Origin of the sequence: Flavobacterium araucananum, from assembly GCF_002222055.1 — a bacterium.
Taxonomy (GTDB): Bacteria; Bacteroidota; Bacteroidia; order Flavobacteriales; family Flavobacteriaceae; genus Flavobacterium; species Flavobacterium araucananum.
In genome coordinates, this window is sequence record NZ_MUGS01000053.1 from 13195 (window position 1) to 34129 (window position 20935).

Genomic DNA, 20935 nt, shown 5'->3' on the forward strand with positions numbered 1-20935 from the left:
AAAGATATAGCTTTTGATGTAAAATCAAAATATTTAAATTTTTCAATCTTTACCAGTAATCTTTGTCAATTGAGATTACTCCAGAACTACATCTTTATTATCCGGTTCTTTTCTAAAAAAAGCATACTGCATAAACAGCGACAAGACAATAGTAAGCATAGCCCCGATAAAATTAAGCCATAAATAACCTAATTTTTCTTGTCTGTAGATCATAAAATAGTAGATAAAAAATATCGTCATCTGGCTGATAATGGCACTGTAAAACATTGCTTTTGCTTTTACGCGACGCAGGTAAAAACCAACTAAAAAGATTCCTAAAACAGTTCCGTAAAAAATAGAACCAATAATATTTACTAACTGAATTAAATTTTCGAATAAGGTTCCAACGCATGCAAAAAGTATGGCTACAACTCCCCAAAACAGGGTAAAAAACTTAGTAGCATTTAGATAATGTTTCTCTGACTTTTCGGTCTTTAAATTTCGCTTGTAAATATCAATTGCGGTTGTCGATGCCAGGGCATTCAGCCCAGAAGCGGTTGATGACATCGCTGCCGAAAGGATTACGGCGAGTAATAAACCTATAAGCCCTTTGGGTAAATAATGCAGGATAAAGTGAAAAAACACATAATCCTTATCGTTGGTTTCGCTATTACTATCTGCTCTCAAAATAATTTCTTTGGCGCGATCGCGTAAGTCTTTTTCTTTGTTCGAGAGTGCTACTAATTGTTTGCGCAAATACGGGTTATCATAATCCTGATTTAGCTGATCGATATACAATAAGTTGTATACTTTTTTATCATCAGACAGTACTTCAAGTTTTTTTTCTAAAGCATGATATTCCTCTTTGTAAGCCGAGTTTTCGATAATAATTTTATTATTCGGATTAAAATTTAACGGAACGGGATTGAACTGAAAGAAGACAAAAACCATAACCCCAGTAAGCAAAATAAAGAATTGCATAGGCACTTTTAATAGTCCGTTCATGATTAATCCCATTTGGCTTTCCCGAATCGATTTTCCGGATAAATAGCGTCCAACCTGAGACTGATCTGTTCCAAAATAAGCGAGGGCAAGAAAAAAACCACCAGTGATTCCGCTCCAGAAAGTATATTTTTCTTCAGGATCAAAAGAGAAATCCACAATATTCATTTTATCGTTGGCACCTGCAATATGCATTGCACTAGAAAAAGTCATGTCGTTAGGTAAATAGTGCAAAATCAGGAAAAAAGTGATAAACATTCCCGACATAATTACGAACATTTGCTGCTTTTGCGTTACGTTTACCGCTTTTGTTCCTCCAGAGAACGTATAAATTATTACCAGAACACCAATGATAATATTCATTAATGTTAAATTCCACCCTAAAAGTGCCGATAAAATAATTGCCGGGGCATAAATGGTAAGTCCCGTTCCTAAACCTCTTTGAACCAAAAATAATATGGCTGCCAGGGAACGGGTTTTTAGATCAAATCTTTTCTCCAGAAACTCATAGGCGGTAAAAACTTTATTTTTATGATATAAAGGAATAAAAGTCAGGCAAATAACGACCATAGCAATTGGCAACCCAAAATAAAATTGCACAAAACCCATCCCGTCATGATACGCTTGCCCGGGAGTTGACAGAAAGGTAATAGCGCTGGCTTGTGTTGCCATGACTGAAAGTCCAACGGTGTACCAGGGCGTTTCGTTGTTTCCTAAAATAAAATCCTCGACATTTTTACTTCCTTTGGTTTTCCAGGATCCATACCCAACAATAAACAAAAGTGTTACAATAAGTACGATCCAATCAAATAGTTGCATAGGTTATGAGTATAATTGCATGATTAAGAAAAAAATCGCAATATAAATTGCGTTTGCTACCAAAACATAGGTGTAGCTTTTTTTCCATTTTTTTACTTTTTTAGCTTCCATATTTTTTTGAATGTTTATTTCTTTATTTCTTGTTTTGGAGCTTCGATGGGTTGTTTAAGAGAGATCATATTCGACAGTAAACGATAGGCTCCCGCAACACCTTCCGGCAATTCTCTAAAAAAGCTCAAACCGGTATAAATATAGTACCCTTTTCCGTACGGCGCTACCAACAAAGCACCATTTTTAGGAGATTCGCCTTTGTCATGCGAGGACAGGATAGGAGTAAAGGCAGGATCGTACTGATCCGGATAATACAAACCTTGTTCTTGTGTCCAGCCTTCAAAATCTCTTGTACTAATTTTGTTTGGTGTGTTTAAAATAGGATGATTTGGTGCCAGGAAAGTAATTTTAGCATTTTCTTCGGTCACACGATCGTTTGATATTTTTAAGGGATATGGTGCAATTTGATCTGTTACGGTTTTGCCATACGTATTGTATTGCACAATCATGTTTTTGCCGCTTTTTACAAAATTAAAAAGGATGTTTTGTTTGTGTGCCAAAGCATTTACGGTATTATAAGCACGAATTCCGGTAATCACAACATTAAATGAATCCAGTTTTTCGGGCGTGATTTCTTCCGGTTTGATAATGGTAACTTTATATCCCATTTGTGTCAAACTCTCCGGAACTTCATCGCCTGCACCCATAATGTAAGCAATTGAATCTCCATTTGTTTTTAAATCTATTCGAATGCATTTTGACTCTGCCGGTTTTAACACCATTTGTTTTGTAATATGCGGGTAATCAATAATAGTCTGATCTTTATCAAAACGTTTATTGTCTACGATTGCAATACTTTTGGCAACAGCTTCTTCAGGGTTTACCGGTGGTGTAACTTCAAAATAAAAGATTTGTTCGTTTCCTTTTTTCTCTAAACTAAAAGTGATTTCTTTTGGAGAAACATTCCAGCTGTTTGGCAACTCCAATTGCAGTTTTCCTTTGATACCATCTTTTCCTGCACGAACTTTTACAGGAATCATTTTAGTTTTGGTACTTCCAAAAATTAGAACTTTTTCTAAAATCGAGGTTGTAACTTCAGGAACTACATCCAGAAAATTATACATTTCGCCTTTTACACCATCGTTGTATTTATAGACAACAGTGCGTTCAAAAGGGATTTCAACCCCATTTATTTTGATATTAAAAACAACCTTTACCTGTCTGATAATATCAGGAATACCAATGTTTTCCTGATTCGAAACGGTATACATTCCTACGCTTGCTTTTTCTTTTAACCAATACGGCTGCGTATAGTCTATAGTTTCAGGAAGCTGTAACTGCAGGTTTATTTTTTGATCGCTATTGTTTTTTAAGGTTATGTTTTGAGTTGTATTTTTGCTGTCCGGTAATGAAGTAACACTTGTTAACTGCATTTCGACAGGCGATCTGTTTATGGCTTCAAGACTTAATTTTATGGTGCTTCCCGGAGTTGCTTCCTGCTCGCCCGCAACAGCTTCTAGATACAATCCGGAACACGATGCAATTATATTTTTTACAGCAGAAGATTTTAGCGGTTTCCAATGTTCGTCGTCTAATGCTTCGATCATGGTATAGGCTTTTACCAAATCCGGAATACTTGCCGATGGATTGCTAAAATTATATTTTGTAATAATAGTAGAAATTAGATCCCCAATTGGTTTTCCGTTTTTGACACGGTTCCACGACGTATCAATTCCGTCAAATAAATTATCACGTTCCTTAGGATTGTCACCATTTATAAGTTCCAGATATTCTGTCTCTTCACCGCGGGCTCCGGTACTGCCAAAACCTTGCGATTGATGGCGACTTCTGCTTAAAGCGGCAATTTCCTGATTCGATTTCCCAATTCTGTTATAATAAACTCCGGTTTCCAATCGGGTAAATTTTGATTTATTGGCGGCATCAAATTTTTCCTGGCTGCCATAAAACCACCACGACGGATTAAAAAACAAACGTTTTACCTGCCATGGTTTTACATATTTTAATTGTTCAGGATATATTTTAGGATCATTTGTAAGTTTAAAACTTTCTACGCTCAACATTGCAGACGATGTATGATGTCCGTGTGTGGTCCCCGGAGAACGATGATCAAACCGATTGATAATTACGTCCGGCTGAAATTTTCTAATCGTCCACACTACATCAGCAAGAACCTTGGCTTTATCCCAGATTTCGAGGGTTTCATCCGGAGTTTTCGAATAACCAAAATCGTTGGCACGGGAAAAGAACTGTTCGCCACCATCTATTTTTCTGGCTTCGATTAATTCCTGAGTTCTTATAACGCCTAATAGTTCACGCAATTGCGGTCCTATTAAATTCTGACCGCCGTCTCCGCGGGTTAACGATAGATAACCTGTTCTGGCATTCATTTCGTTTGCCATATAAGAGATTAGACGCGTATTTTCGTCATCAGGATGTGCCGCAAGATACAATACAGAACCTAAAAAGTTCAATTTTTTTATTTGATTGTAAATTTCGACTGAACTCGGTTTTTGTGGTTGTTGTGCAAAAGAAATGGAAATTCCTGTTATTAGAATAAGAAGAATTTGTATCTGAATTTTTCGCATAGCGTAATTTAGTGTTGGATAGAGGTTCAAAAATACTAATTATATTTTTGAAGAGTAATTAAATGAAATGTTAATGTTTGGTTATTGATTTCCTTTTTTAAGAAATTTTACTCCAAAAAAAAGAGAGTATCAAAATAAATGATACTCTCTGGTATTAAAAATTGCGATTAAGCATGTTATTATCTTCTTCCTCCGCGGTGATCGTCATGATCATGTCTGTCTCCTCTGTCATGTCTGTCGTCTCTATCGTGTCTGTTGTCTCTATCGTGTTTATCATGATTTCTGTTATCATAATGTTTGTATTCTCTGCGATCGTTTCTACGCTCATTATAACCATAAACCTCTCTTGGTCTGCAAGGTTTTTGTGGAGCCCCATAATATCCTTTGTAATATTTTACTCTGTGACGATCAAAATAGGTATAAGGAGTTCTTCCGTGGTAATCATTTAAAACTACTTTGTAACCGCTGTACAAATCATAATTTCTGTATTGTCTTGGCAAATAAGTAGTTCTAACCCATCTTCCTCCTCCAAAATAAATAAACTGAGAAGCTCTAACATCATAATACGCTTCGATATCCGGTAAGTAGTAATACTCCATTTCAGAATATCCTGCAGGTCCCCATGCCGGTGGTGATCCTATATTTACATTTATAGATACTTGGGCTTGTGTGGCGTTTGCAACCAAAAGAAATAAACCTACGATTGCTATTTTTATTGTTTTCATTTTTTTTAGTTTTAATATTAATGTTATTCTTGTTTACGAATATTCATATACTGTGCCAAAAATAAAAACGAGATGTATTTGGTCGAATAAAAAATGCTTTTTAACGAGTAGAAAAAGGTTAACTATTTTGTAAATATTTGATTTTTAAAACGTTTAAGAGTCTTTTAAAGTTTAAAAAAAAAGAAGTTTTATTTCTTATTTATACTCAACAACTCTTGGTTTGGCAAGCTCAAAACTTTGCAAACCAAAATCAGTTGTTTCAAAAGTATTTGTTTTAAATACATTATCACCCTGATAAGGAATTGTTGGATAATAAGAAATGGAGAGCTGAAAGGAGCTAAAAACCAGATAGTCATTACTAATCAACAATCCTAAAGTTATTTTTTGATAGGTTTTGTTTCTGCCCATGGCATTATTAGGACTTCCTAATACAGCTGCGGTATAATTAAAAAACGGATTCATACGAAATCCCCCAATAGCATGAGGGGTATAAGTTTGTGTTTGCAAAGACAAAACTACTTTATTGGTTCCGTAAACCGCACTATTAAAACCTGCTAAACCATTTTGTTCATTGATGTTTAGTTGATCTCCAATAATATTATCACGGTTTGCACCTATAACAAACTTTGGATTAACGAATTGTCTCAATTTCCAGTTTCCTATACTGTATAGTTTTGTAAAATAATTAGATTCAAATAAAAAGGCAGTATCGTAGGTTTTAGAATCGTGAAAAAATGTTCCCACTTCAAAATTGGTACTTAAAAATCCCCAGCGATAATAATTTCCAAACGAATATTGCGCTCCAATATAAGGTAGCCATTGCGTATTCTTGTATTGATAGCCCAGAGTAATACCATATATCCTGCCAATTGGTACATCTTCTGTTTGTCCGTTTCTAAAGATATAACTGTCTTTGATAAATTTTCGTGAATTAAGTCCGATACCACTTAAAATAAGTTTTTCGTCAGAATAAAAATGCGTTGGATCGTATAGATCTGTAGGTCTTTCGCTAAAATTCACATTCAAAAAACGGGCAGAAACAATCAGATTTGTAATTCCGCCATTTTCATCTTCAAAAACTTTAGAAGCTTTTCCTGCCCATAAATCCTGAAAATTACTTTTGAAAGGCTGAAAGGCATAAGTCAAATCAGGCGCTTGCAAAGTATCTTTTCTAAAGTTCTGTCCCACAAAAATTCCGCCACCCCATTTGGTCAAAGGAGAATAAAATGCACGTTCGATATCGATGCTTTTACTGTAATTGTTATCCAGATCCATATTATAATGCAATGCTGTACTAATGTAGGTATTCTTGATGTTAGGTACTGTATAGGTTACATCATTGGCATTTCGACCATCGTCAAATCTATTCGAAAAACGGTATTCCAGTTGTTGTCCCGAACCAAAAAAATCTTTTTCTTTGATCCCTACAGAAACCCTGTTGCTTGATATCGAAAATTTAGGAATAGTACTCCAGGAATCTAATACCCGAATGGTTACATCGACAGAATCTGATGCTGTGCCGGCTATTTTGTTTGTAATACGTACTGCCGTCACATATTTCTGAGATCGTATTAAACGCTCCGATTCCTGAACTTTATAGGTATTATACGGTGTATTTTTTTTAAATAATAATAAATTATAAATGGCTATTTTTTTAGTCTTTAAGTGTAATCTGTTTCCTGTTCTTTCTCCCCAATTTTTGGGCATTTGAGTCGTATCAGTAATAGAATGTCCAAAAGGATCCAGAGTAACAATATTTATGTTTCGAATGATCTTGCCGCTAAAATCGGTAGTATCATTTTGTACCAGAATTTCTTCTTTCTTTTTGGGTTTATTGCTTCTGAATAACAGCTTATGAAGTGTTTGTGTAAACTTATTCTTTTTAGAGTAATTTTTAATTCTTTTGTATACCTCGGTACTGTCTTTTTTAGGAGCTGTATCTTTCTTGGGATTATTATTTTGACCACAGATGCTTTGTAAGCAAAAGCATAAGAAAATAAAGACTACTATTTTTTTGTTTACAAACATTAATTTTACTGGCTTTCAGATGAATTTTATATGAATATAAGAAATTTAAAGGACTATTTTTTAAAATAGATTTACTATTTAGTTTTCTACTTTTAGTTTTCTAACTCTCCAGGTAAATCTTTTAGGCATGTGATTTCCCATCAAATATCCCCACGGTTCCAGAGATTCAATTCTGTCGAATATAATTTTAAGGATCGCTAAAAGCGGAATTGCCAGAAACATTCCCGAAATTCCGGCAGCGGCACCTCCAATAATAATTCCCATGATAGAAACAAAGGCATTTATCTCTACTTTAGAGTTTATGATAAGTGGTACAAGTATATTGTTATCTATAAGCTGAACCACAATATTTACGATAAGTATTCCCAGTATAATAGAAGTTTCCGGAGTTCCGGTCAAAGAAGCTAAAACAGTTATTATTCCCGCAATTAAAATCCCGATATACGGAATCATGTTCAGGATTCCGGTAATCAAACCTAATAGTACAAAGTATTTGACACCAATAATCCAGAGCCCTAAACTTGTCAGGACAGAAACCACTATCATTTCAAAAATCAAACTAACAATATAATTGTTGATTGATACTTTTATTTGTGATAAAATAGATTTTAAAGTCGAATGATCTTCTTTATTGACCAATTTGGCAAGAAACAGAATAAAATGATCTTTGTATAAAAGAAACAAAAAGGTATAAATTGGAATTATCGTGCAATCTACCAATAAGTCTGAGATCGATATAATGGCCGAACCTATTGTGGCTTTTCCGTTTTGTACAGAATCTTTGGTAACATTATCCAGGTATTTTTTTTGTTCGCCAATACTTAAATGAAAATTATCTTTTATAAACTTATGAATATCTGTAATAAACGAGTTTGCGTTCTTTTTTATAGTATCAAAATCATTGGCGATATCACTTACCTGATACGAGATAAAAACCAATATACCTACTATAAACAAAGCAAAAACTAAGATGCAACAGGCGGCAGCAAGATGCCTTGGAAATTTGAACCGGGTATGCAAAAAGGTAAAAATAGGCACTAACAATACTGCAAATAAAAACGCCATTAGTACAGGAGTAATAATATCTTTTGCAATACAAAAAATAAAAGCAAAGCTAATAAGGCTAACTAAGACAAGGGCAAGTTTAGCATAAAAAGGTAATTTTATCGAATGGATCATTTTGTTTGGTGATTTAGTAAAACTAGAATTTGGTAAAACAAATATTATATTTTATTTAAAAAATAACGTTTTAGCTTTTTCTTAATAGTTTATAAAATTCCCATGAAAGTTTTTTCGCCACAGATTAAATAACTTTTTTAGTTTTTTTAATCTTCTTTGTCTGCTAAATCTGCGTGAAAGTTTTTTTGCCACGAATAACAAATTAACGCTAATTTTTTGCCACAAATTAAAATGATTTCACAGCTTTGTGAACTTTTCCTGAAATTTTTTAGCTCAAACAACTTCGCCAACTTTGTGTATCCCAATAGCGATCGGGATTGCGGACTTTGTGGTAAAATTTAGCGACACATTTTGCGGTAAAATTCAACTAAAAATTAAATAGCTAATCAAAAAACTCTTTGTCTTCGTAATGTGTGGGCATAATCGAAATACCTTTTTGCAGTAATAAATTGTTAGGGAAAATAATCCTTTCGCCTTCTTTTGTTCTTAGATTAACATGAAAGGCGCTAATGTCTTCAATTTCAGCTTCGATAGGAAAGTCTTTGTCGTGAATTTTAATGGTATCACCAATTCTAAAAGGAAACGAAAAAAACAAAATCATTCCTGAAGTAATATTGCTTAAAATCGACCATTGTGCAAACATAGCAACTCCTATTACAGTAGTAATAGAAGAGACTGTTATAAATATATCTTTGGTTTCAACACCCCAAATTACAATTAAACTTATGGTTACCAATATGTTCATTAATACATGAATGTATTTGATTACCAAATTAGTACGATGTTCTAATAATTGACTTGTGCTGGCATAACGACGAATTAATTTGGCTATAATTACCCTTAATGCGACAAGAGCCAAAAGGAGGACTACAGTGCTTAATATTTCCTGACTATATTCTTTAAAAGAAAACATAACTAATTTTTTACACTAATGTACTCAAATATTCGTAAACTTTGGCGGTTGGCAATCCCATAACATTTGTATAAGAACCCTCGACTTTTGCAACTGCCATGAAACCAAACCATTCCTGAATACCATAAGCACCCGCTTTGTCATACGGTTTGTAGTTTTCGATATAATATAAAATAGCTTCGTCTGATAAATCATTGAAAGTTACTTTTGTTACATCATTTATGACTGTCGATGTAAAGCTTGTTCTAAAACATACCGATGTAAAAACTTCATGTGTGTCATTAGACATTGATTTGATCATTTCAAAAGCTTCTTCGGCATTTTTTGGTTTCCCTAAAGCTTTATCGTTATGCCACACAATTGTATCGCTGGTAACCAAAATTTCATTTTCTTTAAGTTCTCCATCAAATGCACTTGCTTTTAATGCCGCCAGATAATCTGTAATTTCTACCCCTTTTAGTTCAGGCGGATAGACTTCTTCGATCTCTTTTAATCTAATTTCGAAATCCAGATTCAGATCCTTAAAAAACTGTTGCCTGCGTGGTGATCCTGAAGCCAGAATCAAAGTGTATTTTTTTAATTTTTCTTTAAGCATTGTATTTAATATTTAAGGTAATAACCAGAATTGATAAGATCCCGAAAAATAAAATCAATTTTAAAATGGTACTCAGATGATGGAAATCTTTTTTAGATTTTGCAGTAAAAATTTTTACAATAAAATATAAAAGTGGTGCCAAAACAAAAGCAAAGGCATAAAATGTAGCAATAAACAGATCGTTTTTAACAAAATACGTATTGATATAAAGAAGACACGAAATAAAAGGTATAATAGTAAATCCTAATACTATTTTTGCTGTTCTGTTAATTCCTATTGCAATAGGTAATGTATTCATGCCCTGATTGTAATCGCCGTTTACATCTTCGATATCTTTAACTATTTCACGAATAAAATTAATCATAAAGGCAAACAAAGCATAATCTGTCAGGATAGAGAAAAAACTTGCCATTTGCGCCTGATTGTCTGCATTGGTAGCAGGAAAAATATCAAAAACCCCAATAATCAAAACACTTACTGCAAGTAGCAATGCTACCACAAAATTGCCTAAGATCATGATTTGTTTTAAAGTTGTCGCATAAAAATAGAGGAGCGTGGCAATCAAAATAAAAAGAGACGCGAAACCGGGCCTTAAAATAATATTTGATAAAATAAACCCAATTGCAACACCAGTAATATTAAGTGTAATGTAAATGTTATAACCGGCAGTTTCAGAGATTCCTTTGCCAATTACAACATCCTCAGGTTTGTTGATGGTATCACTTGCAACATCATATATATTATTGATTACATAACCTGCAGCAGCCAATAAAACGGTACTTAAAACCAATAATCCGTATTGCCAATCTGATAATGCAAGAGGAATATCCTGTTGTTTTAAAAAAGCATAACGAAATAATACCTGCATAAAAGCAAGCATCAGCAGATTTTTGTATCGAATGAGTTTTAGGAATTTCATTTTTTAAGGTTCTGAGTGGCTAAGTTAATTAGGTTCTAAGGTTTTTTCTTAAAGATTCTGAAGCTCTAAGAAACAAAGGTTCAAAGGCTTCTTTTGTTTGAATCTTTGTCAAAGTTTTAAACTTTTGACAAAGATAGTTTATGTTTAAAGGCTGAAAACTGAAACTGCAAACTGTGATTTAGTCGTGTTTTCCGCTAAAGTGTTCCATCCATTTTCCCTGTACTTTCATTACTTGTTCGATCACGTCGCGAGCAGCGCCTCTACCACCTTTTACGTGCGAAATATAACGACAAATCGTTTTAATTTCCGGACTTGCATCTTGTGGGCAGGTTGGCAATCCTACTAATTTCATGACATGAAAATCAGGAATATCATCTCCCATATACAATACCTGCTCCGGCTTAATGTTATAATTTTTAGTATATTCTCTAAAAGTTTCTACTTTATCAGGAGTTCCTAAATAAATGTCTTTAATACCAAGATTTCGTAAACGAACACGAACGCCTTCGTTGCTTCCGCCAGAAATAATGCATACATTAAAACCACTTTCAACCGCGGCTTTCATAGCATAACCATCACGAATATTCATCGTACGAAGCATTTCGCCTTCATTGGTTACAAAAACCGAACTGTCTGTAAGTACGCCATCAACATCAAAAACAAATGTTGTAATGTCGTTCATTATTTCTTTAAAATGTTTTTCTATCATCCTGAATAGATTGTGTTATGAGTTTATAGATGTTTTTTTGATTTTCGTTGGTTAAATACGCCAAATGTGATTCGATTGTTGCCAGATCATGACGTTTTGCAGGTCCCGTCTGAGCATCTATTGGGTTTAAAGTATTTATTTTTTCGGCAGTTTCCTGAATCAAAGGCTTCAAGACTTCAAAAGGAACCTGATGTTCTTTACAAATTTCTTGTCCAATTTGATACAAATGATTCGTAAAATTATTTACAAAAACAGCCGAAACATGCAATGCTTTTCTTTGATCTGAATTAATTGCAAACACGGCATTTGAGATATTTTTGGCTAATGTTTCTAAAATACGGAAATCAAAGGTATTTTCGGCTTCCAGACACATCGGAATTATTGAGAAATCAATATCCTTATTTTTAGAAAATGTCTGAAGCGGATAAAAAACACCTTTTCTGTTTTTAGAATCCAAAACATCAAGAGAAGCAGCGCCGGAAGTATGAACAACGATTCGGTTCTGAAAAGGCAATTGCCTCGAAACGTCTGCAATAGCCTTGTCTGAAACTGCTATAATGTAGAGATCAGCTTCTTTTAGCTCTTCGAAATCGTTTACTATTTTATCAAAATCAAGTAAAGAAGCTAATGTTTCTTTTTTTCTGGAATATACCTGTACTATTTCTACAAGTTCACTTTTAGCAAAAGCTTTTATTAAATGTTGTGCAACATTTCCGGAACCAATTAGCGTTATTCGAATCATATCGCAAAATTAGCATTATTTTTCTAAAACAATAATCAAAAGAAAGTTTAGCCACAGATTAAAAAGATTAGATAGATTTTTATTCTTTGGGATTTAACGAATAGAGTCCAAAATTTTGTAGCATAAGGATTTATCAGAATTTAAATGATTTTAAGTCTGCTATTATTTTGATCGAAAAGTAGTTCAATCTGTTTAAACTGTGTCTGGTATTAAAATTATCAAGAATGGCAGTACTTAATTTATTTGTAGATCTAAGGATAGAATTTTAAGAATTCGATGTAATTTGATTAACTATTTTTAGTTTTTATTAACAAACTACGAATATTGGAACTCAACATTTTTAAGTACTTTTGTGCCACTTTTATACAATGTAATTCCTTAAAAATGGATAAAAAAATATTCTCTTTTTTGTTTTCTACACGATTAATGTCTGTTCTTTTTTTAACATTTGCGATCGCAATGGGTGTTGGTACTTTTATCGAAAGTAAATATAACACAGATACAGCCCGAATTTTAATTTATAATACCTGGTGGTTCGAAGCGATAATGGTCTTTTTTATGATCAATTTCTTTGGAAACATCAAACGTTATCAATTACATAAAAAAGAAAAATGGGCAACACTTTTATTGCACATTGCCTTTATTTTTATTCTTTTAGGAGCCTTTATAACTCGTTACATCAGTTACGAAGGTATGATGCCAATACGTGAAGGTGCTGCCGAAAACCAAATCTATTCTGATAAAACATTCTTAACCGTTTTTGCAGACGGTGAATACAAAGGCGAGATGAAACGAAGAGTTTTTGAAAAAGCACTATTGTTTTCACCTGTAACCAACAATGATTTTACACTTTCAGGAAAATTTGACGAAACTCCTTTCGATGTAACCTATGTTAATTATATTATGGGTGCTAAGGAAACTATAAAACCAACTGCAAACGGGACTCTATACCTAAAATTGGTCGAAGCCGGAGCAGGAGGTCGTGAAGAGCATTTCCTGAAAGAAGGTGAAGTTCAAAATATACATAATGTTTTATTTGCGCTCAATAAACATACTGATGGCGCTATCAACATCAATACAACTGGTGATAAATATACGATTCAGACACCTTTTGAAGGTGAGTTTATGCGAATGGCAGACAAATTAAAAGGAGCTGTAACCAAAGATAATGTGCAGCCACTTATGATGCGTTCTTTATACAGTATTGGCGATATCCGTATTGTATTTCCGGATCCTGCCGTAAAAGGAATCGTAGATTATGAATCTAATAACGATTACAAAGCCAAATCACATCATGATGCTTTGATTGTAAAAGTAAAAGCAGATGGTCAGGAAAAAGAAGTTCGTCTATTAGGCTCTAAAGGTAGTGTGGGAGAACCTCAAACCGTAAAAATAGGTAAAGTCGAATATAGTTTATTCTACGGAAGTAAAGCTTACATCCTGCCTTTTAAAATAAAACTAAACGATTTTATCGCAACAAAATATCCTGGAACAGAAAAAAGTTATTCTGCTTTTGAAAGTAAAGTAACCGTTCAGGATTCATCAGAAACATTTGATGCCAGAATTTATATGAATCACGTATTAGATCACAAAGGATACAGATTTTTTCAATCTTCATTCGATCCGGACGAAAAAGGAACTGTATTATCTGTAAACCATGATTTTTGGGGAACCTCAATTACTTATTTAGGATATTTTATGTTATTTTTTGGTTTAATGGCTATTATGTTTACCAAACATTCTCGTTTTGCAGACTTAAAGCGCAAATTGGATGTTGTAAAAAAGAAAAAAGAAAAATTGATCACTATTTTGATCTTAATGATCAGTTTAAGTGGTTTTGCACAAGCACCACACGTTCATACACCAGGTCATGAGCACAATCATACAACAGATCCTAACGATCACGCAAATCATGTTACGGCTCCACCAAGTCAGAAACAATTAGATTCATTACTAACCATCTACAAAGCTCCGGAATCCCATGCGGCAAAATTTGGTCGTTTGATTATCCAGGATGCAGGTGGCAGAATGAAACCTATTAATACTTTCTCCTCTGAATTGCTTAGAAAAGTAAGCCAGAGTGATACTTACAACGGAATGAACTCTGATCAGGTATTTTTGTCCATGACACAATATGCTCAGGTTTGGATACAGATTCCGCTTATTTATATCAATACAAAAGATGATAGTATTCGTAAAATCATTGGTATTGACAAAACAGCAAAACTGGCACCGTTTGTTAAGTTTTTTGATGAAAACGGAAACTATAAACTTTCTCCTTATCTGGATGCAGCTTACAAAGCAGCGAACCCTAATAGTTTTGAGAAAGATTTTATCGAAACTGATAAAAAAGTAAACCTGATGGAGTCTGCGCTTAGCGGAAGTATTCTGAAGATTTTTCCAATTCCTAATGATCCTAACAATAAATGGATCTCGTATTTAGAATTGCAAAATGCAGGTTTAAAAGGCATGGATTCTACTTATGTAAAGCAAATTTTACCAATGTATTTTAGTGCTTTAAACAACGGATCAATTTCTAAAGATTTTACAACAGCAAATCATCTGGTTGAAAGTATCGATGGATTTCAAAAGAAATTTGGAAGTAAAGTACGTCCAAGCGAAAAGAAAATTGACCTTGAATTAGCGTATAACAAATACAATATTTTACCAAAATTGTTCTATTGGTATTCGCTTGCCGGAATCTTTATGTTGATTTTTACCTTGTTTAGTATTTTCTTCGATAAAAAGTTTTTACGCATCACCGTAAATGGTTTTCATATTTTGATAGGAGTAATATTTGCTTTTCATACCGTGGCTTTAATAGCACGTTGGTACATTTCAGGTCACGCACCGTGGAGTAATGCTTATGAGGCGATTGTTTATGTAGCATGGGCAACGATGTTTTTTGGACTTGCTTTTGACAGAAAATCAAAACTTACTGTAGCATCAGCGGCATTTGTAACAGCGATGATTTTTATGGCTGCCAACGCCAACTGGATCGATCCTGAGATTGCAAACTTACAACCGGTTTTAAACTCCTATTGGTTAATGATTCACGTAGCGGTCATCGTGGCAAGTTACGGTCCGTTTGCCCTTGGAATGATTTTAGGATTTGTAGGATTGATTCTGATCTTTTTTACCACCGAAAAGAACAAAGCCAAAATGGATCTTAACATCAAAGAAATCACTTACATCAACGAAATGGCCTTGACTATTGGTCTGATTATGCTAACAATTGGTAACTTTTTGGGCGGACAATGGGCCAACGAAAGTTGGGGACGTTACTGGGGATGGGATCCAAAAGAAACATGGGCTTTGATCTCGATTATGGTTTATGCTTTTGTAATTCACGCTCGCTTTGTACCTTCATTAAGAGGACAATGGTTTTTTAATCTAATGAGTATGTTTGCCTTCGTTTCTATTTTGTTTACCTATTATGGAGTAAACTTTCACTTAGTAGGATTGCATTCCTATGCAAGTGGAGAGGCACATTCATTAAGCTGGGTTTGGTATTCATTAGGAACAATTTCTCTTATCGGAATTTTAACCTATCCAAAATATCGTAAGCATTATAAAAGAAAAAATAATTAAATAAGGAGTTTTATTAATTCACAAAAAAGGTTCAACCGTTAAGTTGAACTTTTTTTTATGCAATATTTTTAAGAAGTCAAAAAAAACTTAGCTACTTAGAACCTTAGTAACTTTTAAAAAAATATCTCTTTCGAAACCAAAAAGCAACATTTACCAAAGCAATCAAAGCAGGAACTTCGATCAAAGGACCAATAACACCAGCAAAAGCTTGCCCGCTATTAATACCAAAAACACCAATGGAAACAGCAATTGCTAATTCAAAATTATTTCCTGTAGCAGTAAAAGCAATCGAAGCACTTTTAGCATAATCGGCACCAAAGTATTTTCCGGTAAAAAAACTAATCACAAACATTAGCCCGAAATAAATGGTTAAAGGAATTGCAATTCGAACAACATCCATTGGGATCTCAACTATCAATTTACCTTTTAGACTAAACATCAGGATAATGGTCAATAATAAAGAAATTAAGGTAATAGGGGAGATGAACGGAATATACTTGCGCTCAAACCATTCTTGGCCTTTGAGTCTTATCAAACCGTATCGACTTATAACTCCCAGTGCAAAAGGAATCCCTAAATAAATACCGACACTTTGAGCAATCTGGATCATACTAATATTGACGTTGAAACCAGAGTATCCAAAATATGGAGGCAAAACCGTTATAAAAAGATAAGCGTAAACGCTGTAAAGTAAAACCTGAAAAATACTGTTTAGTGCAATAAGCCCGGCGGCATATTCACGATTTCCGTCAGCAAGATCATTCCAAACCACAACCATAGCAATACAACGTGCTAAGCCTATCAGGATCAAACCAATCCTGTATTCCGGATAGTCTTTTAAGAATACAAGAGCTAAAGAAAACATTAAAACAGGACCAATAATCCAGTTTAAAATGAGAGAAGCTCCCAATATTTTTGTGTTTTTAAAAACTTCTCCCATTTTTTCATATTTCACTTTTGCTAATGGTGGATACATCATCAAAATCAAACCAATAGCTAATGGAATATTGGTGGTTCCGCTGGAAAAAGAATTGATAAAATTTCCGCTTGACGGAATAAAATATCCTATAGAAACTCCTATAACCATAGCTAGAAAAATCCAGAGCATCAAAAAACGGTCTGGAAATCCTAATTTCTTTTTTTCTAAAGCAGGAGCACAATGATTCAAAGACATATCATTTTTTTATTTGAGAAAAAACATAAAACATTTCAGTAGCAATTTGCAGACTTCTTTCCTGATATTTTTCTAATTGCAGACTAGTATCATCAAAAGCCTTCGGATCATCATACGTTATTGCAATTCTTTTTTCGGCTCCGGCAATAAAAGGGCATCCACCATCAGCTGGCGAACACGTCATGATTGCTGCAAATTTGCTTTCAGGATTAAAATCATCATCATAAGTTTTCGAAAAACCAATAATTGGCGCTTCATTCTTCGCAAATTTAATGGCATAAACAGGATTATTTCCTTCGGATATTTTCTGGGTATTAAAACCTGATTTTGCTAATGTTTCGGCAACTTTAGGGAACAAAGCTGTCGCTTCTGTACCTCCTGAATAACAAGAAACCTTTTTTATACCATAATAATGAGCTGCCGTTTGTGCCCAAACCTGAGCCAAATGGCTTCTTCTGGAATTATGGGTGCAAATTAAGTTTAATCTGATTTCATCCTCATCATCAACTTTAAACTGTATCAAATCAATTAAAGGCTGTAGTATGTTTTTACGATCGTTAGAAATAGTTGTAAAATCAAAAGACTGTACTAAAGATTGAATTTTTGGATATAAAGTATTTTGATTCGACATTTTACTATTTTTTAAGTTTAACAACAACCTCCGCCCGGAGTACAAGAGTTCGCTTCATCAGGATTAAATTGTATCAGTTTTAATTTTTGTTTTTCGGCTGGAATTCCACATTGATCCTGCGCCAGGCAAGCTGTAGTTTTATTGCGTAACTCAAAATCTTTTCCGTTAAAACCCAAATCGTATTTGCCAATTGTAGTATCCTGATATTCAACTTCGATTTCAAAATCCCCAATATTTAATACCTTTTCCGAAAGTTCGATTATCTGAATCAATTTCTGGGGTTTTAAGCGGTGCTCATAATCATTGGCATCCCAGAGCTGAAAATTTACGACAGTTTCTTTGCGAACAACTCCGCCACAATCAATAAAGTTTTTGGTAATCAAACCAACTTCGGTAACGTGAAAATATTCCGGAACAAAGTTTCCGTTCGGTAACTTAAAATTTACTGCTTCAACAGTAGTCAATATTTTTTTTATTTCTGAAAGTTTCATACTAATTCTATTTAATGATTAACAACATTCGTTTTTTCTTTTTTCTAAATGAAGGTCAATTTGTGTAAATAAGCCTTTAATCTTTGCAAAACCAATTTCGTTAATACAGTAACAAATGGCATTTCCCTCTATATTGCCTTTGATAAGTCCCGCATTCCTGAGTTCTTTAAGGTGTTGAGAAATCGTGGGCTGTGATAAAGGCAATTCGTTTACAATATCGCCGCAAATACAAGAATTTACCTTTAGTAAATATTCGATAATGGCAATCCTTGCCGGATGTCCCAATGCTTTTGTCAAAACAGCCAATTCATTTTGGTTCTCTGTAAAGTGATCTGATTTTGTAGCTCCCATCGTTTTATTTTTATATTGCAATATTACGATATAAATAGATATTAAAAAAGAAAATATATAGATATTTTCTTTTTTATATTTTAATTAGTGTCTTTTGCAAATCTGCCAGGATACATAATTGCCACTAAAACTATGATTAATAGGAAATTATATTCAGCACCATTTCTTCCGCCACCAACAACAAACCAGCCTTCCTGAAAATGAACCAGAATAATTCCCATAATCAGAACAAAAATTGTTACAAATCCGGCGAGTTTAATGTATTTATTTAAAATTAGAAGAACAGCCGCAACAACATGCGATAGTTTAATAGACCAGGCGATAACAACACCAAAAGGAGCAAACCCAATCTGATTGAGATATAAGTTTCCGAAATCATTAATGCCGTTATTAAAGATCCCAAATATAGAATGGGTAAGGAGGATAAGGGCAACTGCAAGTCTCAAAAGTAAAGTTCCGTTCATCGTTAATGGTTTGATATTTGGATTGTTAATAGAATTAAAAATAATAAAAAAAACGCATATTAAATTTAATATGCGTTTTAAGTTTTATCTTAAGTTTAGTTTTAAACTTTTCCTAAAGTATACAATTGCGTCATTGTAGGTGTTAAACTTCCTCCGGCAGGCTCCAGGGTAATCCCAAAAGCTTCTGCAGAATCTGTCTGACTTACAGCAAAGATTTTTTGATCATTTGTTTCAAAATTGCTCAGCAAACCAATACTTGTTGGCGTAAGAACCGGACTTAATTTTAATGCCCATACCTGATAAACCATTCCTCTTGGCGGTTTAGGCAAACCTGCAGCATCAATATAAGTTGTTTTGGTATCCTTATTCCAGTATACTTTTGCAAATGACGTAGGAGAAACTGCCTGACCACCAAGTGTTACACCAGTGTTTTTAATATCTCTAACTATTGTTAAGCTTTTTTCTGTTTCCTTATTTTGTTGGTCTAAGAAAGCATAATCCCTTTGTATCTTACTTTTTTCAGTACCCACAGTTGCAATAGCTTCTTTTGTTTTTGTAAGTTCTAAAGTTTGATATCCAAAACCTACAAGCAATAGTACAGCCGCAGCCCAACCCACATATTGAGACCAGTTTGAGGCTGGTTTCAGGTCGACTACCTTACCATGTTTAAGTTCTAAACGAGCTTTTATTTTTTCGAAATTTGCTACCGAATGAAAAGGCGAAAAACTTGATGACAAAGCAACAATAGCTTTTTCGATCGAAAGAATTTCCTGTTCTACTTCGGGATTGTTCTTGGCCATTTCGGCTACTTCCAGATTTTCAGTTTCGGTTAATAAACCGTAAACATATAGTTCTAGAATTCCTGAGTCTATATATTCTTTTGCTTCCATTATATTTTTAAATAATTACGTAAATCGTTAATACAGTTTCTGTTTTGCGTCTTGATAGTTCCCAAAGGCATTGCCAATTCTTCTGAAGCTTCTTGTTGGGTATAGCCTTTAAAAAATAATAAATCGATAATCTCAATACATTTTGGCTTTAATTTCTTTACGAATTCCTGAATTCCAATAGTATCAATTTTATTAACGAGTTTATTACTGTCGTCTAACAGATTTACGAAATTATCTGAAGAAAGGTTTTTTTGACTGTTATTAAAATTCTTAGATCTTAGTTTGTCAATCGACGTATTCCTAGCTATATTAAGGATCCAGGTATAAAAACGACCTTTTCCTTCGTTATAAGAATCTATATTTTTCCAGATTTTGACAAAAACTTCCTGCAAAACATCCTCCGCTTCTTCACGGTTTTTTATAAGAACATTGATAACCGAAAATAAACTTTTCGAGTACATATCATATAAATGGGTAAAAGCTCTTTCGTCTTTTTTGTAAATTAAAACTAACAACTCATCTTGACTCATAGATTTGGATTTTTAAGCTTAAACAAAATTATAGTATACATTTTTATACCTTGAGATAAAGATAAATGATTTTTTTGTGAAAAGCATAAATTTTTTAACAGCCTTAAAAGTAGGAAAATATGGGCTTTAGAAAAAATATTACTTTTTTTTAAATTTTTTAAAACCAAAAGCAATCCCTTTACGTAAATGCTATTATAACATCAAACGATAATTCGTAAAATAGCATGAAAAATTAGAATTGATTGAAAATTCTGATTTTTAATTTGATGTTCCGTTTTTGAAGGATAAAATAATTTAACATTTATCATAAAACAAGCTGTAAAGTAAATCTCAACAAATAAAATAGTGTTGTCATGAAAAACATATATAATTTAAAAATATTGATTGTAGGTTTAACTACCGTTCTGTCCTTGATAAGCTATACTAAGAATGATTTTCGTAAAGATCTTTGTCAAAATCAGGATTTGAGTTTTAATAAAATAAAATAAGCGATATGAGAATTTTGAGAATAAGTTTTCTATTAATTTTTACAATTCTGTTTATCAA

18 protein-coding genes are annotated in these 20935 nt (G+C 33.5%); 1 reads left to right on the forward strand and 17 read right to left on the reverse strand.

Annotation, left to right across the window (positions count from 1 at the left end; all coding sequences use genetic code 11):
* Window positions 1–75 precede the first annotated feature (75 nt).
* The 10 genes from B0A64_RS20220 to B0A64_RS20265 form a co-directional block, all read right to left on the reverse strand.
* Window positions 76–1800: a sodium:solute symporter gene (locus B0A64_RS20220; protein ID WP_089481296.1), complete on the reverse strand. Its 1725-nt coding sequence runs from the start codon at window positions 1798–1800 to the stop codon at window positions 76–78.
* 125 nt (window positions 1801–1925) lie between these two features.
* Window positions 1926–4457: a PIG-L family deacetylase gene (locus B0A64_RS20225; protein ID WP_089481297.1), complete on the reverse strand. Its 2532-nt coding sequence runs from the start codon at window positions 4455–4457 to the stop codon at window positions 1926–1928.
* 179 nt (window positions 4458–4636) lie between these two features.
* A complete protein-coding gene (locus tag B0A64_RS20230) occupies window positions 4637–5182 on the reverse strand; it encodes a hypothetical protein (protein ID WP_089481298.1) in 546 nt (181 codons plus the stop codon).
* A gap of 195 nt (window positions 5183–5377) precedes the next feature.
* Entirely contained in the window at window positions 5378–7210 is a 1833-nt protein-coding gene (locus tag B0A64_RS20235) for a BamA/TamA family outer membrane protein (RefSeq protein WP_089481299.1), read from the reverse strand.
* A 78-nt stretch (window positions 7211–7288) separates the two neighbouring features.
* Entirely contained in the window at window positions 7289–8389 is a 1101-nt protein-coding gene (locus tag B0A64_RS20240; protein ID WP_089481300.1) for an AI-2E family transporter, read from the reverse strand.
* Between the two features lie 382 nt (window positions 8390–8771).
* The gene (locus B0A64_RS20245; protein WP_089481301.1) at window positions 8772–9302 is read right to left on the reverse strand and encodes a mechanosensitive ion channel domain-containing protein; all 531 of its coding nucleotides are present in this window, start codon (window positions 9300–9302) and stop codon (window positions 8772–8774) included.
* Between the two features lie 10 nt (window positions 9303–9312).
* Window positions 9313–9897 carry a Maf-like protein gene (locus B0A64_RS20250; RefSeq protein ID WP_089481302.1) on the reverse strand — a complete coding sequence of 195 codons (585 nt, stop codon included), beginning with the start codon at window positions 9895–9897 and terminating at the stop codon, window positions 9313–9315.
* Window positions 9890–10816 (reverse strand): geranylgeranylglycerol-phosphate geranylgeranyltransferase, encoded by a 927-nt coding sequence (locus B0A64_RS20255; protein WP_089481303.1) that lies wholly within the window; start codon window positions 10814–10816, stop codon window positions 9890–9892. The genes B0A64_RS20250 and B0A64_RS20255 overlap by 8 nt, the downstream gene beginning before the upstream one ends.
* A gap of 178 nt (window positions 10817–10994) precedes the next feature.
* Window positions 10995–11522: a KdsC family phosphatase gene (locus B0A64_RS20260; protein WP_089481313.1), complete on the reverse strand. Its 528-nt coding sequence runs from the start codon at window positions 11520–11522 to the stop codon at window positions 10995–10997.
* On the reverse strand, window positions 11506–12267 hold the full coding sequence (locus B0A64_RS20265) for a Rossmann-like and DUF2520 domain-containing protein (protein ID WP_089481304.1): 762 nt from the start codon (window positions 12265–12267) through the stop codon (window positions 11506–11508). The genes B0A64_RS20260 and B0A64_RS20265 overlap by 17 nt, the downstream gene beginning before the upstream one ends.
* A 384-nt stretch (window positions 12268–12651) precedes the next feature.
* On the opposite strand from B0A64_RS20265, the gene ccsA reads away from it, so the two are divergent.
* Window positions 12652–15858 carry a cytochrome c biogenesis protein CcsA gene (gene ccsA, locus B0A64_RS20270; protein WP_089481305.1) on the forward strand — a complete coding sequence of 1069 codons (3207 nt, stop codon included), beginning with the start codon at window positions 12652–12654 and terminating at the stop codon, window positions 15856–15858.
* A gap of 103 nt (window positions 15859–15961) precedes the next feature.
* On the opposite strand, the gene arsB is transcribed toward ccsA, so the two are convergent.
* The 7 genes from arsB to B0A64_RS20305 all read right to left on the reverse strand — a co-directional run bounded on the left by arsB (window position 15962) and on the right by B0A64_RS20305 (window position 20389).
* Window positions 15962–17032 carry an ACR3 family arsenite efflux transporter gene (arsB, locus tag B0A64_RS20275; protein WP_089481306.1) on the reverse strand — a complete coding sequence of 357 codons (1071 nt, stop codon included), beginning with the start codon at window positions 17030–17032 and terminating at the stop codon, window positions 15962–15964.
* A gap of 1 nt (window position 17033) precedes the next feature.
* Window positions 17034–17663 carry an arsenate-mycothiol transferase ArsC gene (locus B0A64_RS20280; protein ID WP_089481314.1) on the reverse strand — a complete coding sequence of 210 codons (630 nt, stop codon included), beginning with the start codon at window positions 17661–17663 and terminating at the stop codon, window positions 17034–17036.
* Window positions 17664–17680: 17 nt separating this feature from the next.
* Complete coding sequence (locus B0A64_RS20285; RefSeq protein WP_089481307.1) at window positions 17681–18154, reverse strand: DUF6428 family protein; 474 nt, start codon at window positions 18152–18154, stop codon at window positions 17681–17683.
* Between the two features lie 18 nt (window positions 18155–18172).
* Window positions 18173–18505, reverse strand: a complete 333-nt coding sequence (locus B0A64_RS20290; protein WP_089481308.1) for an ArsR/SmtB family transcription factor — start codon at window positions 18503–18505, stop codon at window positions 18173–18175.
* A gap of 80 nt (window positions 18506–18585) precedes the next feature.
* The gene (locus tag B0A64_RS20295; protein WP_089481309.1) at window positions 18586–18969 is read right to left on the reverse strand and encodes a DoxX family protein; all 384 of its coding nucleotides are present in this window, start codon (window positions 18967–18969) and stop codon (window positions 18586–18588) included.
* A gap of 101 nt (window positions 18970–19070) precedes the next feature.
* Window positions 19071–19859: an anti-sigma factor gene (locus tag B0A64_RS20300; protein WP_089481310.1), complete on the reverse strand. Its 789-nt coding sequence runs from the start codon at window positions 19857–19859 to the stop codon at window positions 19071–19073.
* Window positions 19859–20389 carry an RNA polymerase sigma factor gene (locus B0A64_RS20305; protein WP_089481311.1) on the reverse strand — a complete coding sequence of 177 codons (531 nt, stop codon included), beginning with the start codon at window positions 20387–20389 and terminating at the stop codon, window positions 19859–19861. The genes B0A64_RS20300 and B0A64_RS20305 overlap by 1 nt, the downstream gene beginning before the upstream one ends.
* Between the last annotated feature and the right edge of the window lie 546 nt (window positions 20390–20935).